Below are 15,187 nucleotides of genomic sequence, written 5' to 3' on the forward strand. Positions count from 1 at the left end.
CAGTCACAAAAGTGTGTGTGCTTTATCGTTCATGTACATAAGTGCCCGGCGCCGCTTCCGCCGCTGCATAAGTCTTGTTGCCCAGGTTCGCAGGCGCCTTCTTCAACTTGCCCGACCGCTCCGCCTGCCACGCCTGCCAATGCAACCACCACGAATCGGTGTGCTTGGTGGCGTTCTCCTGCCAGTCCAGGGCCTTGCCCGGCATCGTATCGCTGGTCTGGTAACGCGATTTTGGATTGCCCGGCGGGTTCAGAATGCTCTGGATATGCCCGCTGCTGGACAGCACAAACTCCACCTTGCCGCCAAACAGCTGCGCCGACTTGTAGCAGGACTGCCACGGTGTGATGTGGTCGTTGGTGCCGGCCAAAGAATAAATATCGGCAGTGACCTGCTTCAGGTCGATCGGCGTGCCGCACACTTCCAGGGCATTGGCCCGCACCAAGGGATTGTTCTTGAACAGTTCGATCAGGTCGCCATGGAACGCGGCCGGCAAGCGCGTGGTGTCGTTGTTCCAGAACAGGATGTCGAACACCGGTGGCTCGTTGCCCAGCAGGTAGTTGTTGACCCAGTAGTTCCAGATCAGGTCATTGGGGCGCATCCAGGCAAACACCTTGGCCATGTCGCGGCCTTCCAGCACACCGGCCTGGTAGGAATGGCGCTTGGCTGCTTCCAGGGTCTGTTCGTCGACGAACAACGCCACCTGGGTGTCCAGGGTGGTGTCCAGCACGCTCACCAGCAGGGTCAGGGCGTTGACCTTCTTCTCGCCCAGCGCCGCGTAGTGGCCCAGCAGGGCGGTGCAGGTGATGCCGCCGGAGCAGGCGCCGAGCATGTTGATGTCTTTGCTGCCGGTGATCGCGCTCACCACATCGACCGCTTCTTTCAGCGCCTCGATGTAGGTCGACAGGCCCCACTCGCGCTGGGCCTTGGTCGGGTTGCGCCAACTGACGATAAACGTCTGCTGGTTATTGCGCAGGCAGAAGCGCGCCAGGCTCTTGTCCGGGCTCAGGTCGAATACATAGAACTTGTTGATCTGCGGCGGCACCACCAGCAGCGGGCGTTCGTGCACCTGCTCGGTGATCGGCCGGTACTGGATCAGCTCCAGCACATCGTTGCGAAACACCACGGCGCCTTCGGTGGTGCCCAGGCTCTTGCCCACTTCAAAGGCGCCCATGTTGACCTGGCTCGGCATGCCGCCGTTGTGCACCATGTCCTTGGCCAGGTGGGACAGGCCATCCAGCAGGCTCTTGCCGCCGGTTTCAAAGAAGCGTTTGACCGCCGCCGGGTTGGCTGCGCTGTTGGTGGGCGCCATGGCTTCGGTCATCAGGTTGATGACGAAGTGGCCGCGGCTGATGTCGTGTTCCGACAGGTTGCTGTCACCGATCCAGTCGTGCAGCTCCTTGCGCCACGCCAGGTAGGTTTGCAGGTAACGTTTGTAGAGCGGGTTCTGGGTCCACGCCGGGTCGTTGAAACGACGGTCGTCGGCCTCGGGTGTCAGCTGTGATTTGCCGAACACCACGTTCTTCAATTCGACGCCGAAATGGGCGACATGCTTGACGCTGTGCAACGGTTGTTTGATGGCCTGGGTCAGCACCATCCGAGCGGATGCCAGTAAATCCTTTTTCCGTAACGCGATGATCGGGTTCAGCCCCAGGGTGTTTTCCGAGGCCTGGCGTTTCAAGTCATCGTTGTTCTTGTTACTCATCTACGACGCTCCATTGTCCGACAGACGAGTACCGGGTACCGCTGTGTACCACTACTCGCCACACAGCACAGCCTGGTACTACTGCTCGGGTGACCGTTAATACCGCATCGTCAAATGCAGGGAACTTGCCAGTTCCATTGGTTACCCGAGTTTAATTTTTTTCGCAAGCGGGCCAATCGTTGGCCACGACAGAGGGGCATTCAAGCAGATGGAATTAGAAAATGCCCACTAATGAGCAAGAGGCCTGGGCTAGAGCATCAGCCGCACGACCGACTGGCTCGGGTCGCGGGTTTTTCCGGCGGCTTTCAGCTCGGCAAGATAGTCAGCCCACAGCGCGTCCTGACGCACGGCAAGTTGATAGAGGTAGTCCCAGGTGAACAATCCGCTGTCATGGCCATCGTCGAAGGTCAATTTCAGTGCGTATTGGCCGGCGGGTTCGATCTTGGTCAAGCCGACATTGAGCTTGCCGAATTGCAGGATCGGTTTGCCGTGGCCCTGGACCTCGGCGGAGGGGGAGTGCACGCGAAGGAATTCGGCGGGCAGTTGATACACCTCGTCGGGACCGTAGGTGAGGCCCAGGGTCCTGGAGGCTTTGTGCAGGTTGATGGCGGTAGGCAGTTTGGTCATTTGGGGAACCGCTCAGAGATGATCCTGAAGGAACCGGCTTTAAACTGTGGGAGCGGGCTTGCTCGCGAATGCGGTGGGTCAGTTCATGCAATTGTGACTGACCCACCGCATTCGCGAGCAAGCCCGCTCCCACATTAAAGCAGAGCGGTTCCTGCGTGAGGCTTACAGGATATAACGAGACAGATCTTCGTTCTGCGCCAATTCGCCCAGGTGGCTGTTGACGTAGTCGGCGTCGATCTTGATTGCCACGCCATTCTGCGCGCCCGCCATGTCGCCGGCACTGAAGGACACTTCCTCCAGCAGGCGCTCAAGCAGGGTGTGCAAGCGACGGGCACCGATGTTCTCGGTCTTCTCGTTGACCTGCCAGGCAATCTCCGCCAGACGCTTGATACCGTCCGGCAGGAACTCAATCCCCAGGCCTTCGGTTTTCAGCAGCTCGCGGTATTGCTCGGTCAGCGACGCGTGGGGCTCGCTGAGGATGCGTTCGAAGTCACCCGGCGTCAGCGCTTTCAGTTCAACGCGAATCGGCAGGCGACCTTGCAGCTCCGGCACCAGGTCGCTCGGCTTGCTCAGGTGGAACGCACCGGACGCGATAAACAGGATGTGGTCGGTCTTGACCATGCCCAGCTTGGTGTTGACGGTGCAACCTTCGATCAGCGGCAGCAGGTCGCGCTGCACGCCTTCGCGGGACACATCGACGCCGCCGGAATTGCCGCGCTTGGCCACCTTGTCGATCTCGTCGATAAACACGATGCCGTGCTGCTCGACCGCTTCCAGGGCCTTGGCCTTGAGTTCTTCCTCATTGACCAGGCGCCCGGCCTCTTCGTCGCGCACCAGTTTCAGCGCTTCCTTCACCTTGAGCTTGCGGCTTTTCTTCTTGCCCTTGCCCATGTTGGCGAACAGGTTCTGCAACTGGCTGGTCATTTCTTCCATGCCAGGCGGTGCGGAGATGTCGACGCCGGACACTTCGGCGACTTCAATCTCGATTTCCTTGTCGTCCAGCTGGCCTTCACGCAGGCGCTTGCGGAACAGCTGGCGGGTGTTGGAATCCGAGCTCGGTGCGGCGTCTTCGTTGAAGCCCATGCGTGCCGGTGGCAGCAGGGCGTCGAGGATGCGTTCTTCGGCGGCGTCTTCGGCGCGATGGCTGACCTTGGTCATTTCCTGTTCGCGCAGCAGCTTCAGGGCAGCGTCGGCCAGGTCACGAATGATCGACTCGACGTCACGGCCCACATAGCCCACTTCGGTGAACTTGGTGGCTTCGACCTTGATGAACGGAGCATTGGCCAGCTTGGCCAGGCGCCGGGCGATCTCGGTTTTACCGACACCGGTCGGGCCGATCATCAAGATGTTCTTCGGGGTTACTTCAACGCGCAATTCTTCGGGCAGTTGCATCCGGCGCCAGCGGTTACGCAGGGCGATGGCAACGGCGCGCTTGGCATCGTCCTGGCCGATGATATGGCGATTGAGTTCATGGACGATTTCGCGGGGAGTCATGGACATAGTAATTGGCGGTCCTCAAGCGGGAATAAGCCTGCGGCTTATTCGGCGAGGTCCTGCTCCTCAATGGTCAGGTTGTGGTTGGTGAAGACACAGATGTCGCCAGCGATACCCAGGGCAGTCTCGACGATTTCCCGGGCCGACAGGTCGGTTTTCTTCAGCAGGGCGCTGGCCGCCGCTTGTGCGTAGCCGCCGCCGGAGCCCATGGCGATCAGGCCTTCTTCGGGTTCAACCACGTCGCCGTTGCCGGTGATGATCAGGGAGGCGTCTTTGTTGGCGACGGCCAGCATGGCTTCCAGGCGGCTGAGGGAGCGGTCGGTGCGCCATTCTTTGGCGAGTTCGACGGCGGCACGGACCAGATGGCCCTGGTGCTTCTCAAGTTGGCCTTCAAAGCGCTCGAACAGGGTAAAGGCGTCAGCGGTGGCGCCGGCGAAACCGGCGAGGACCTGGCCGTGGTACAGGCGACGGACTTTTTTCGCGTTGCCTTTCATCACGGTATTGCCAAGTGAAACCTGGCCGTCGCCGCCCATGACGACTTTGCCGTGGCGGCGAACTGAAACGATGGTGGTCAAGGGGAGAGTCTCCACGCTGCGGGGCGAAAATGCCCTGATGGAACTCATATGGGGGTGGCGGGGGGGATTTCAACTGTAGGACGGGAGGGCGGACGAGTGGTGTTTATGTGTCGGACTCGGTCCTGAGGCCGATGAAAATCAAATGTGGGAGCGGGCTTGCTCGCGAATGCGGTGTGTCAGTCACCTAAAATATTGACTGATCTACCGCATTCGCGAGCAAGCCCGCTCCCACATTAACCCGATGCTGTTTCCGGAATCAGCGGCTCTGGCGTTGTTGTAACAACAGGTTGCTAAACCCGGCGCCGGCCAGTTGCTTCTGCGCCACGGTCAGCTGTTCACGGTTGCTGAACGGCCCCACCAGCACGCGATACCAGGTCGCATCCTTAACCGTCCCGGACTCCACCGTCACCGCCTGCCCCAGCAAAATAATCTGCGCGCGTACCCGGTCCGCATCCGTCTGTTTCGGGAACGAGCCCGCCTGCAGGAAGAACTTGGTCACGGGCGCGGCCTTGGTGGTGGCGACCGGCGGCGGTGGCGGCGGGGTAATCCCGGCCAACGCAGCCTGGGCCCGGGCCGTGTCGATCTTCGCTGCTTCCGCCGGGGTAACCGGCGTAGTCGGCACCGGCTGCGGCGTCGGCAGGGTTTTCTCCGGCACGGCGTCCGGCGGCACGATCACTTCCGATTCCGGCAGCAGCGTGTAGAAGTCGTACTTCGGCTTCACCGGCGCAGTCGGGCTAGGCGGTGTCTTGTTCGCCTCGGCCATTTTCGTGGCCTTCTGCTGTTCTTGCTTGACCCGTTTGACGTCATCGCCCTTGCCCGGGTCGAGCTTCATCAGGAACACCACAAACGCGCCGACCGTCAGGCCGATGGCCATCCACAACCAGCCCGGAATAGGCTTCTTCGCCGGTGCCTGATAGCGGCTGGCGCCGCGCTTGGGTGCAGGTTTTTTCTTGGCAGCCAACTTACATACGCTCCAGAGTTTCCAGGCCCAACAATTCCAGGCCTTGCTTGAGGGTCCGTCCTGCCAGTGCGGCGAGGCGCAGGCGGCTCTGCTTTTGGGCTTCGTCGTCTGCGGTCAGGATCGGGCAGTTCTCGTAGAAGCTGGAGAACAAACCGGCGACTTCGTACAAATAGGTGCAGAGGATGTGCGGTGTGCCTTTTTCGCCGACGCTGTTCAGCACTTCGCCGAATTGCGCGAGCTTGGCAGCCAGTTCCTGCTCGTGTGGCGCCTCAAGGTTGATCTGGCCTTCGACTTCGCTGAAGTCCTTGCCCAGCTTGCGGAACACACCGGCCACCCGCGTGTAGGCATACAGCAGGTACGGCGCAGTGTTGCCTTCGAAGTTGAGCATCAGCTCGAAGTTGAAGCTGTAGTCGCTGGTGCGGTGCTTGGACAGGTCGGCGTATTTCACCGCGCCAATCCCCACGACGCGGGCGATGTTGCGCAGGTCGGCTTCGGCCAGCTCCGGGTTCTTTTCCTTCACCAGGTTGTAGGCGCGGTCCTGGGCTTCGTTCAGCAGGTCGATCAGCTTCACGGTGCCGCCGTCACGGGTCTTGAACGGGCGGCCATCGGCGCCGTTCATGGTGCCGAAGCCCATGTGTTCCATCTGCATCGGGTGGGTCACGAAACCGGCGCGGCGCGCCACTTCGAACACTTGCTGGAAGTGCAGGGCCTGGCGCTGGTCAACGAAATACAGGGCACGGTCGGCTTTCAGCACGCCGCTGCGGTAGCGCACGGCGGCCAGGTCGGTGGTGGCGTAGAGGTAGCCGCCATCGGCCTTGACGATGATCACCGGCAGCGGGTCGCCGTCGGCGGTCTTGAATTCTTCGAGGAACACGCACTGCGCGCCGTTGCTTTCAACCAGCAGGCCCTTGGCCTTGAGGTCGTTGACCACGTTGATCAGGTCGTCGTTGTAGGCGCTTTCGCCCATCACGTCGGCCATGGTCAATTTGACGTTGAGCAGCTCGTAGATTTCCTGGCAGTGGGACAGCGAGATCTCGCGGAAGCGGCCCCACAGTTCCAGGCATTCGGCATCGCCGGCTTGCAGCTTGACCACCAGGCCACGGGCGCGGTCGGCGAATTCTTCGGATTCGTCGAAACGCTTCTTGGCGGCGCGGTAGAAGTTCTCCAGGTCCGACAGCTCGTTGCTGGTGATCGGGTTTTCCTGCAGATAGGCCATCAGCATGCCGAACTGGGTACCCCAGTCGCCCACGTGGTTCTGGCGGATCACGTCATCGCCGAGGAACTCCAGGACCCGCGCCACGCCGTCACCGATGATGGTGGAGCGCAGGTGGCCCACGTGCATTTCCTTGGCCAGGTTCGGTGCCGACAGGTCGATGGCCACGCGCTGTGCCGGGCCGGCCTTGCGCACGCCGATTTTCGCGTCGGCCAGGGCCGCGTCCAGGCGCGAAGCCAGGGCCTGGGTGTTCTGGAAGAAGTTGATGAAGCCTGGGCCGGCGATTTCAGCCTTGGTCACCTGCGGGTCGGCCGGCAGCGCGGCGATGATTTTTTCCGCCAGGTCGCGCGGCTTCAGGCCGGCCGGCTTGGCCAGCATCATCGCGATGTTGCTGGCGAAATCACCGTGGGTCTTGTCGCGGGTATTTTCCACCTGGATCGCCGGCGTCAGGCCTTCAGGCAACACACCTTCGTTGACGAGTTGGGTGAGGGCTTGTTGGATCAGCTGGCGAATGGTGTCTTTCATGGTGTTCTCTTTCGACCGCAAGCGGTGGCGCGCGATGCGCAGGTGGAAAAACTGGGCATTATCCGTGGCGAGGGCGGGCTTGCCAACCTTCGCGGGACCTTGACGGACGATTAACCTGTGGCGAGGGAGCTTGCTGTGGCGAGGGAGCTTGCTCCCGCTGGAGTGCGTAGCGCTCCCGGCTTTTTTGGGGCTGCTACGCAGCCCAGCGGGAGCAAGCTCCCTCGCCACAGGGGGTTAGTACAAATCTACCGGGTCTACGTCCAGCGACCATCTCACCTGGCGACCACTGGGCATTTGCTCCAGCGCAAGTAACCAGCTGCTTAATAAACGATGCAGCGGCGCGCGGGCACTGGCTTGCAAGAGTAGCTGGGCGCGGTAGCGCCCGGCGCGGCGTTCCATCGGTGCTGGCACCGGGCCCAATAGCTCGATGCCGGTCAGACCCAGTTCCCCCAGCAAACGTTCAGCCTCGCTGCACGCTTCATCCAGGAAACCTTCGGCCTGCCCCGGCTTGTGTGCTTCGGCCCGCAGCAGCGCCAGATGCGCAAACGGTGGCAAACCTGCCGAGCGTCGCTCGCTCAAGGCCTGTTCGGCGAAGGCAAAGTAACCTTGTTCTGTCAGTTGAATCAGCAGCGGGTGGTCGGCCAGGTGCGTCTGGATGATCACCTTGCCCGGCTCTTCGGCCCGCCCGGCCCGGCCTGCGACCTGCACGATCAACTGCGCCATGCGCTCGCTGGCGCGAAAATCCCCGGAGAACAGCCCGCCGTCGGCATCCAGGATCGACACCAGGGTCACCCGTGGGAAGTGATGCCCTTTGGCAAGCATCTGCGTGCCCACCAGAATGCACGGCTGGCCCTTCTGGATCGTGGCGAACAACTGATTCATCGCGTCCTTGCGCGAGGTGCTGTCGCGGTCGACCCGCAGCACCGGGTAATCCGGGAACAGGATGCCCAGTCGTTCTTCGGCGCGCTCGGTGCCCGCGCCCACCGGTCGCAAGTCGACTTTGCCGCACTGCGGGCAGTGCCGCGGCACCCGCTCCACATGGCCGCAGTGATGGCAGCGCAACTCGCCGGAGCGCTGGTGCACGGTCATTCGCGCATCGCAGCGATTGCACTCGGACATCCAGCCGCAGTCGTGGCACAGCAGCGTCGGCGCAAAACCCCGGCGGTTGAGGAACACCAGCACTTGCTGGCCCGCCGCGAGGGTTTGCCCGATGGCTTGCTGCATCGGCCCGGAAATGCCGCTGTCCAGCGGGCGACTTTTTACATCCAGGCGCAGGAAGCGGGGTTGCTTGGCACCGCCGGCACGTTCATTGAGACGCAGCAGGCCGTAGCGCCCGGTGTAGGCGTTGTGCAGGCTTTCCAGGGAAGGCGTGGCCGAGCCCAGCACAATCGGGATGTTTTCCTGGCGGGCACGCACCAGCGCCAGGTCGCGGGCGTGGTAGCGCAGGCCTTCCTGCTGTTTATAGGAGCCGTCGTGTTCTTCGTCGATGATGATCAGCCCGGGATTTTTCATCGGGGTGAACAGCGCCGAACGGGTGCCGATAATAATGTCGGCCTCGCCGTCCCGGGCGGCGAGCCAGGATTCCAGGCGCTCGCGGTCGTTGACCGCCGAGTGCACCAGGGCGATGCGCGCGTTGAAACGCTGCTCGAAACGCGCCAGGGTTTGCGGGCCGAGGTTGATCTCGGGGATCAGCACCAGTGCCTGTTTGCCGGCTTCGAGGGTTTCGCGGATCAGTTGCAAATAGACTTCGGTCTTGCCGCTGCCGGTGACGCCCGCCAGCAGGAACGCGTGGAAACTGTCGAAACCGGTGCGAATCGCTTCATAGGCGGCACGTTGTTCGGGGTTGAGCGGCAGTTCCGGCTGGGCCAGCCAGTGTTCGTGGCGCTCGCCGGGAGCGTGCTTGCGAATCTCCACCTGCACCAGGCCCTTGGCCAGCAGCAAGTCCAGGCTGTCCTTGCTCAGCATCAGCTTGCTTAACAGCTGATGGGCGACGCCGTGGGGATGCTGGGCCAGGGTTGCCAGGGCTTCACGCTGGCGCGGGGCGCGGGCGATGCGCGGGTCGTCCATGCGCGCCCCCGGGACCATCGACCAGAAACGCTCCTGGCGCGCCTCGGCCAGTTCGCCCTGGCGCAACAGCACCGGCAGCGCCCAGCTCAAGGTGTCGCCGAGGCTGTGCTGGTAATACTGCGAGGTCCACAGGCACAGCTTGAACAGCGCAGGCGGCAGCGGCGGCGTGCTGTCGAGGATGGCCACGGCGGGCTTAAGCTTCTCGGCGGGCACTTCGCTGTGATCGGCGACCTCCACCAGGATGCCGATCATCTCCCGCCGGCCAAACGGTACCCGTACGCGCATGCCGGGCTGCAACTGCGACCGCAATACGCCGGCAGGGGCCCGATAATCGAACAGGCGGCGCAGGGGCGAGGGCAGGGCGAGGCGCAAAATGGCGTCGGGCACGCGGGGGTTCTCATATGACGGGCGGCGAAGAAGGGCGGGAGCCTAGCAGACCAGCGGTGGATGTGGGAGCCGGGCTTGCCCGCGATAGTAACGACACGGTGCACCTGAGACACCGCAGCGTCTGCATCGCGGGCAAGCCCGGCTCCCACAGGGCCTTGTGTATGCCGCGCTTTTCTGATGAAAGGGGCCGTTGTGCTTCTTGCGCGTTTAAAAAGGTCTGGTAGAATCCGCGGCCTAATTACGTGCGGTATTCAACAATAGTGTTGATTGGCGGCACGCTAGCCTGAGGAATACACCATGAAAGCCGATATCCATCCAAACTATGTTGCCATCGACGTTACCTGCAGCTGCGGTAACAAGTTCGAAACCCGTTCGACTTTCGGCAAAGCTCTGCCAATCGACGTGTGCAACGAGTGCCACCCGTTCTACACCGGTAAGCAGAAGACTCTGGATGTTGGCGGCCGTGTTGACCGCTTCAAGACCCGCTTCGGTGCTTTCGGCGCTAAAGCTGCTCCTAAAGCCGAGTAAGGCTGGTCCGCTTGGATGGCCTGTATGGCTTGTCCTCGCTGATGAAAAAGGCGTCCCTTGTGGGCGCCTTTTTTGTGTCTGCGATTTGGCTGGCGCCCGCCCAGGCCGAGGTGTTCTGCCCGGCGCTCGGCGATGTCGCGACCTTCGACGTGCAGCGGGTAGTGGATGGCGACACCGTGCGCCTCAAGGATGGCCGCAGCATACGCATGATCGGCGTCAATGCCCCGGAAACCGGCAAGCAGGGGCGCACTGATGAGCCCTTCGCCGTGGCTGCTCGCGAGCGCCTGCAAAGTCTGGTGGACGCGAGCGGTGGACGCGTTGGCGTGGTGCCCGGACGGGAGAGCAAGGACCGTTACGGCCGCACCCTGGCCCATCTCTACGGTGCCAATGGAGCAAATCTGGAAGCGCAGTTGCTCGCCGAAGGCCTTGGCTTCCAGGTGGCGGTCGCGCCGAATGTGGAACTGGTGGCCTGCCAGCAAGCCGCCGAACGCAGCGCCCGGCAGGCCCGGCTGGGGGTGTGGCGCCGGTCACCGGTGGTCGATGCGGCGAACATCCAGCGCTCGGGCTTTGCCGTGGTCAACGGCCGAGTGAGCAAAATCGAACGCAATCGCGGCGGAGTCTGGATTGAGTTGCAGGGCTCACTGGTACTGCGCATTGCACCCAATCTGGTGGGCCGATTCGACAGTGCGCTGTTGAAGGGTTTGCAGGGCCAGTCCATCGAAGCCCGCGGCTGGGTGCTGGACCGCTCCCGACGCGGCGGCCTGGAAAAGGGCCAGGCACGCTGGCTGTTGCCACTGACCGATCCCGGCATGCTCGAGCAGGCGCCGTAAGAAAAAATTGTAGACATTTTTCAGGTCGATTGTGAACAGTTGAGCCCTTGTATCCCGTGGCTCTTGGCCAAAAGTCGTAGGGCAGGGCCCTTGACACCTGTGACTGCCCAGTCTTGTGGGGACTTTGCGACACGCGTATCCTCGGCGGTCCGTCGACCAACAGTAAAAGCGGAATGCCGATATGTCTGATTTGAAAACTGCCGCTCTCGAATATCATGCCCATCCTCGTCCAGGAAAGCTGAGTGTAGAGCTCACCAAAGCCACTGCCACCGCCCGCGACCTGTCGCTGGCCTACAGCCCTGGCGTTGCCGAGCCCGTACGTGAAATCGCCCGCGATCCTGAACTGGCCTACAAGTACACCGGCAAAGGCAACCTGGTTGCAGTGATCTCTGATGGCACCGCGATCCTCGGCCTGGGTAACCTCGGCCCATTGGCTTCCAAGCCAGTCATGGAAGGTAAGGGCGTGCTGTTCAAGCGCTTCGCCGGCATTGACGTATTCGATATCGAAGTCGATTCCGAGAGCCCGCAGGCTTTCATCGACACCGTAAAGCGCATCTCCATCACCTTCGGTGGCATCAACCTGGAAGACATCAAGGCACCTGAGTGCTTCGAGATCGAAAAGGCCCTGATCGAACAGTGCGACATCCCGGTATTCCACGATGACCAGCACGGCACCGCGATCGTTACCGCGGCCGGCATGATCAACGCCCTGGAAATCGCCGGCAAAACCCTTGGCGAAGCCAAGATCGTTTGCCTGGGCGCCGGCGCCGCGGCCATCTCCTGCATGAAGTTGCTGGTGAGCATGGGCGCCAAGCTGGAAAACATCTACATGGTCGACAGCAAGGGCGTTGTGCAGTCCGAGCGTACCGACCTGAACCAGTACAAGGCGATGTTCGCGCATCCGTCCTCCAAGCGTACCCTGGCTGATGCCCTGGACGGTGCAGACGTGTTCGTTGGCCTGTCCGGCCCGAACCTGCTGAGCGCCGAAGGCCTCAAGTCCATGGCGGCCAACCCGATCGTGTTCGCGTGCTCCAACCCGGATCCGGAAATCTCCCCGGAGCTGGCCCACGCCACCCGTAGCGACGTGATCATGGCCACCGGCCGTTCGGACTACCCGAACCAGGTCAACAACGTACTGGGCTTCCCGTTCATCTTCCGTGGTGCCCTGGACGTTCGCGCCAAGCGCATCAATGAAGAGATGAAAGTCGCGGCCGCCAACGCCCTGCGCGAACTGGCCAAACTGCCGGTTCCTCAGGAAGTGTGCGACGCCTACGGCGGCATCAAGCTGGAATTCGGTCGTGAGTACATCATCCCGAAACCAATGGATAAGCGCCTGATCACCCTGATCTCCGATGCCGTGGCCAAAGCCGCAATCGAGACGGGTGTGGCCACCCTGCCGTATCCGAAGAACTACCCGCTGCAAAGCGTGGATGATGTGTTCAACGGCTAAGCCGTTGTAGCGCACCACCAAAAAGCCCCGGCTCTTGCGAGTCGGGGCTTTTTTTGTGGCTGGCAATTGGCTCGAGCCTGGCGGTGATCCAACTGTGGGAGCGGGCTTGCTCGCGAAGACGGTGTGTCAGTCGGCCCATCTGAGCCTGATACTCCGCTTTCGCGAGCAAGCCCGCTCCCACATTGGAGCTGCGTGTTAGAACAAGTCGATCGGCGCCGCCTCGTCCGCCGGCAGCGGGCTGCCCGGTGCAACACCATTGCCCAGCTCGTTGACCGACGGCGGCGTATCCTCGCTCTTGAACAGCTCGAAGTACGCATTCGGCGTGCTCGGCGCTGCTGCACGGCCGCTGACCGGGTCGATCCGCAGGCTCAGGATGCCTTCCGGTTCCGGCTGGGTATGCAGCGGCATATCCTTCAGCGCGGCGCCCATGTAGCTCATCCAGATCGGCAGCGCGACAGTGCCGCCGAACTCCCGGCGACCGAGGCTTTCCGGCTGGTCGTAACCGGTCCATACGGTGGTCACGTAGTCGGCGTTGTAGCCTGAGAACCAGGCATCCTTGGAATCGTTGGTGGTACCGGTTTTGCCGGCGATATCGGCACGGCCCAGGGCCAGGGCGCGACGCCCAGTACCCTTCTTGATCACGTCTTCCAGGATGCTGTTGAGGATGTAAGTGGTACGGCCATCCACCACACGCTCGGCCACGGCTGGCGCCTGTGGTGCGGCGGGTGCACCAGCTGCCGGCGCTTCGCCTGGCGTCGGCTCGATGGTGATGCCGCCGTTGGCCGGTGCTGCCTGGCCGTCAGTGGCCGCGACGCCATTGACCACGTCGCCCGGGACCCGTGGCGGGTTGGCGGTGAACAGGGTTTCGCCGCTACGGCTTTCGATCTTGTCGATCAGGTACGGGGTGATCTTGTAGCCGCCGTTGGCAAAGGTGCTCCAGCCGGTGGCGATTTCCATCGGTGTCAGCGTGGCGGTACCCAGTGCCAGGGACAGGTTGGGCGGCAGGTCCGACTTGTTGAAGCCGAAGCGGGTGATGTAGTCGATGGTCTTGCCTACGCCCATCGCCTGCAGCAGGCGGATCGACACCAGGTTACGCGACTTGTACAGCGCCTCGCGGACGCGGATCGGGCCGAGGAAGGTGTTGGTGTCGTTCTTCGGGCGCCAGACTTTGTCCAGGTACTCGTCGACGAACACGATCGGTGCATCGTTGACCAGGCTGGCGGCGGTGTAGCCGTTATCCAGTGCAGCGCTGTAGATGAACGGCTTGAAGCTGGAACCCGGCTGGCGCTTGGCCTGGGTGGCGCGGTTGTAGTTGCTCTGCTCGAAGGCAAAGCCGCCGACCAGGGCACGGATTGCACCGTTCTGCGGGTCAAGCGACACCAGCGCGCCCTGTGCCACGGGCACCTGGCTGAATTTCAGGCTGTCGTCCTTCTGGCGCTGCACGCGAATCAGGTCACCGACCTGCGCCACGTCCGACGGCTGCTTGGGCATCGCACCCATGCTGTTGGTGTTCAGGAACGGGCGAGCCCATTTCATGCTGTCCCACGACACATGCTCTTCGCCGGTGCGCGTCAGTACCTGCACGCCATCTTTCTTCACCTGGGTGACGATGGCGGGTTCAAGGCCGCTGATCGGGCGCTGTTTGCCCAGCTCGACGGTCCAGGCGCTCAGGGTCTTGCCCGGCAGGCGCGATTCAGGGCCGCGGTAGCCATGGCGCTGGTCATAGGCGACCAGGCCGTCGTGTACCGACTTGTTGGCGATTTCCTGCAGGTTGCTCGGAATCGTCGTGGTCACGCGGAAACCTTCGGTGTACGCCTCGCTGCCATAGCGGCCGACCATCTCGGCACGGGCCATTTCGGCGATATACGGGGCATTCACTTCCGGTGTCGGCACGTGATAGCTGGCGTTCAGCGGCTCGGCCACCGCACTTTCGTACGCGGCCTGGTCGATCTTGCCCAGCTTGTACATGCGGCCCAGGATCCAGTCGCGGCGCTCTTTGCTGCGCGCCGGGTTGGCCAGCGGGTTAAAGCGTGAAGGCGCCTTGGGCAGGCCGGCAATCATCGCCATCTGCGCCAGGCTGGCGTCACGAATCGACTTGCCGTAGTAAACCTGCGAAGCCGCCTCGATGCCGTAGGCGCGGTTGCCCAGATAGATCTTGTTGACGTACAGCTCAAGGATCTCGTCCTTGGTCAGCTGACGTTCGATCTGCAACGCCAGGAGGATTTCCGTGGCTTTGCGGGAAAAGCTGCGTTCGCTGGTGAGGAAGAAGTTCTTCGCCACCTGCATGGTGATGGTGCTGCCACCGGATTGAATGTGTCCGCTTTTTACCAACTGCGTGGCCGCCCGCACCAGGCTGCTTGGGTCGACGCCATAGTGATTGGCGAAGTTATCGTCTTCAGCCGACAGCAGGGCGTTGATGAAATTGGGTGGAATGTCGGCGAAACGGATCGGTGTGCGGCGCATTTCGCCGAACTCCGCGATCAGTTTTTCGTCGCTGCTGTAGACCCGCAAAGGAATCTGCAACTGGATACTTCTCAGGGCCTCTACGGAGGGCAAACCGGGACTAAGGTAGAGATAGGCCCCGCTGAGCACGAGCATCAGCCCGCAGACGATCGCGACAATGGAGTACCCGAAAAACTTCAGCAGACGAATCAAGGCTTTTGGATTTCCAAGGAAAAGAATGGGTTAGGCGTCGGGGCATGCACGGCAAGTGGTGGATCGACCCGGCCAGCAGATAAACGCGGGAAAAAACGCTGGGCATTAAAGCATTTTTCGGCTTCGGGCGTCATTCGCGCCGCTCATACAAGCCGACCGAATGCAGGAAGCCT

12 protein-coding genes are annotated in these 15,187 nt (G+C 62.1%); 3 read left to right on the top strand and 9 right to left on the bottom strand.

The window, feature by feature from the left end:
* Positions 1-22 precede the first annotated feature (22 nt).
* From phaC to HYE77_RS18410, 7 genes are all read right to left on the bottom strand, one after another.
* Complete coding sequence (gene phaC, locus HYE77_RS18380) at positions 23-1,702, bottom strand: class II poly(R)-hydroxyalkanoic acid synthase (RefSeq protein ID WP_003209318.1); 1,680 nt, start codon at positions 1,700-1,702, stop codon at positions 23-25.
* Positions 1,703-1,951: 249 nt separating this feature from the next.
* On the bottom strand, positions 1,952-2,329 hold the full coding sequence (locus HYE77_RS18385) for a gamma-butyrobetaine hydroxylase-like domain-containing protein (protein ID WP_003209319.1): 378 nt from the start codon (positions 2,327-2,329) through the stop codon (positions 1,952-1,954).
* Positions 2,330-2,491: 162 nt separating this feature from the next.
* Positions 2,492-3,829 carry an ATP-dependent protease ATPase subunit HslU gene (gene hslU, locus HYE77_RS18390; protein WP_003209321.1) on the bottom strand — a complete coding sequence of 446 codons (1,338 nt, stop codon included), beginning with the start codon at positions 3,827-3,829 and terminating at the stop codon, positions 2,492-2,494.
* Positions 3,830-3,867: 38 nt separating this feature from the next.
* Positions 3,868-4,398, bottom strand: coding sequence for an ATP-dependent protease subunit HslV (gene hslV / locus HYE77_RS18395; RefSeq protein ID WP_003209323.1), 531 nt, complete (start codon positions 4,396-4,398; stop codon positions 3,868-3,870).
* 256 nt (positions 4,399-4,654) lie between these two features.
* Complete coding sequence (locus tag HYE77_RS18400; RefSeq protein ID WP_177069097.1) at positions 4,655-5,359, bottom strand: SPOR domain-containing protein; 705 nt, start codon at positions 5,357-5,359, stop codon at positions 4,655-4,657.
* Position 5,360: 1 nt separating this feature from the next.
* On the bottom strand, positions 5,361-7,097 hold the full coding sequence (gene argS, locus HYE77_RS18405) for an arginine--tRNA ligase (protein WP_003209327.1): 1,737 nt from the start codon (positions 7,095-7,097) through the stop codon (positions 5,361-5,363).
* Between the two features lie 234 nt (positions 7,098-7,331).
* The gene (locus HYE77_RS18410) at positions 7,332-9,551 is read right to left on the bottom strand and encodes a primosomal protein N' (protein WP_177069098.1); all 2,220 of its coding nucleotides are present in this window, start codon (positions 9,549-9,551) and stop codon (positions 7,332-7,334) included.
* Between the two features lie 297 nt (positions 9,552-9,848).
* On the opposite strand from HYE77_RS18410, the gene rpmE reads away from it, so the two are divergent.
* The 3 genes from rpmE to HYE77_RS18425 all read left to right on the top strand — a co-directional run bounded on the left by rpmE (position 9,849) and on the right by HYE77_RS18425 (position 12,359).
* The gene (rpmE, locus tag HYE77_RS18415; RefSeq protein ID WP_003209330.1) at positions 9,849-10,079 is read left to right on the top strand and encodes a 50S ribosomal protein L31; all 231 of its coding nucleotides are present in this window, start codon (positions 9,849-9,851) and stop codon (positions 10,077-10,079) included.
* A gap of 41 nt (positions 10,080-10,120) precedes the next feature.
* On the top strand, positions 10,121-10,909 hold the full coding sequence (locus HYE77_RS18420) for a thermonuclease family protein (RefSeq protein WP_177069159.1): 789 nt from the start codon (positions 10,121-10,123) through the stop codon (positions 10,907-10,909).
* A gap of 181 nt (positions 10,910-11,090) precedes the next feature.
* Positions 11,091-12,359 carry a malic enzyme-like NAD(P)-binding protein gene (locus tag HYE77_RS18425; RefSeq protein ID WP_003209334.1) on the top strand — a complete coding sequence of 423 codons (1,269 nt, stop codon included), beginning with the start codon at positions 11,091-11,093 and terminating at the stop codon, positions 12,357-12,359.
* A 195-nt stretch (positions 12,360-12,554) separates the two neighbouring features.
* Here the strand turns inward: HYE77_RS18425 and HYE77_RS18430 are convergent, their stop codons facing one another.
* On the bottom strand, positions 12,555-15,011 hold the full coding sequence (locus HYE77_RS18430) for a penicillin-binding protein 1A (protein WP_371321561.1): 2,457 nt from the start codon (positions 15,009-15,011) through the stop codon (positions 12,555-12,557).
* Positions 15,011-15,148, bottom strand: coding sequence for a hypothetical protein (locus HYE77_RS18435; RefSeq protein WP_157222895.1), 138 nt, complete (start codon positions 15,146-15,148; stop codon positions 15,011-15,013). The genes HYE77_RS18430 and HYE77_RS18435 overlap by 1 nt, the downstream gene beginning before the upstream one ends.
* Positions 15,149-15,187 lie beyond the last annotated feature (39 nt).

The sequence above is a fragment of the Pseudomonas sp. IPO3774 genome (assembly GCF_013386835.1).
Taxonomy (GTDB): domain Bacteria; phylum Pseudomonadota; class Gammaproteobacteria; order Pseudomonadales; family Pseudomonadaceae; genus Aquipseudomonas.

Bases quoted from the DNA above. Each gene is read 5' to 3' on its own strand.
- phaC (WP_003209318.1), bottom strand. From the start codon at position 1,702: ATGAGTAACAAGAACAACGATGACTTGAAACGCCAGGCCTCGGAAAAC.
- HYE77_RS18385 (WP_003209319.1), bottom strand. From the start codon at position 2,329: ATGACCAAACTGCCTACCGCCATCAACCTGCACAAAGCCTCCAGGACC.
- hslU (WP_003209321.1), bottom strand. From the start codon at position 3,829: ATGTCCATGACTCCCCGCGAAATCGTCCATGAACTCAATCGCCATATC.
- argS (WP_003209327.1), bottom strand. From the start codon at position 7,097: ATGAAAGACACCATTCGCCAGCTGATCCAACAAGCCCTCACCCAACTC.
- rpmE (WP_003209330.1), top strand. From the start codon at position 9,849: ATGAAAGCCGATATCCATCCAAACTATGTTGCCATCGACGTTACCTGC.
- HYE77_RS18420 (WP_177069159.1), top strand. From the start codon at position 10,121: ATGAAAAAGGCGTCCCTTGTGGGCGCCTTTTTTGTGTCTGCGATTTGG.
- HYE77_RS18425 (WP_003209334.1), top strand. From the start codon at position 11,091: ATGTCTGATTTGAAAACTGCCGCTCTCGAATATCATGCCCATCCTCGT.
- HYE77_RS18435 (WP_157222895.1), bottom strand. From the start codon at position 15,148: ATGACGCCCGAAGCCGAAAAATGCTTTAATGCCCAGCGTTTTTTCCCG.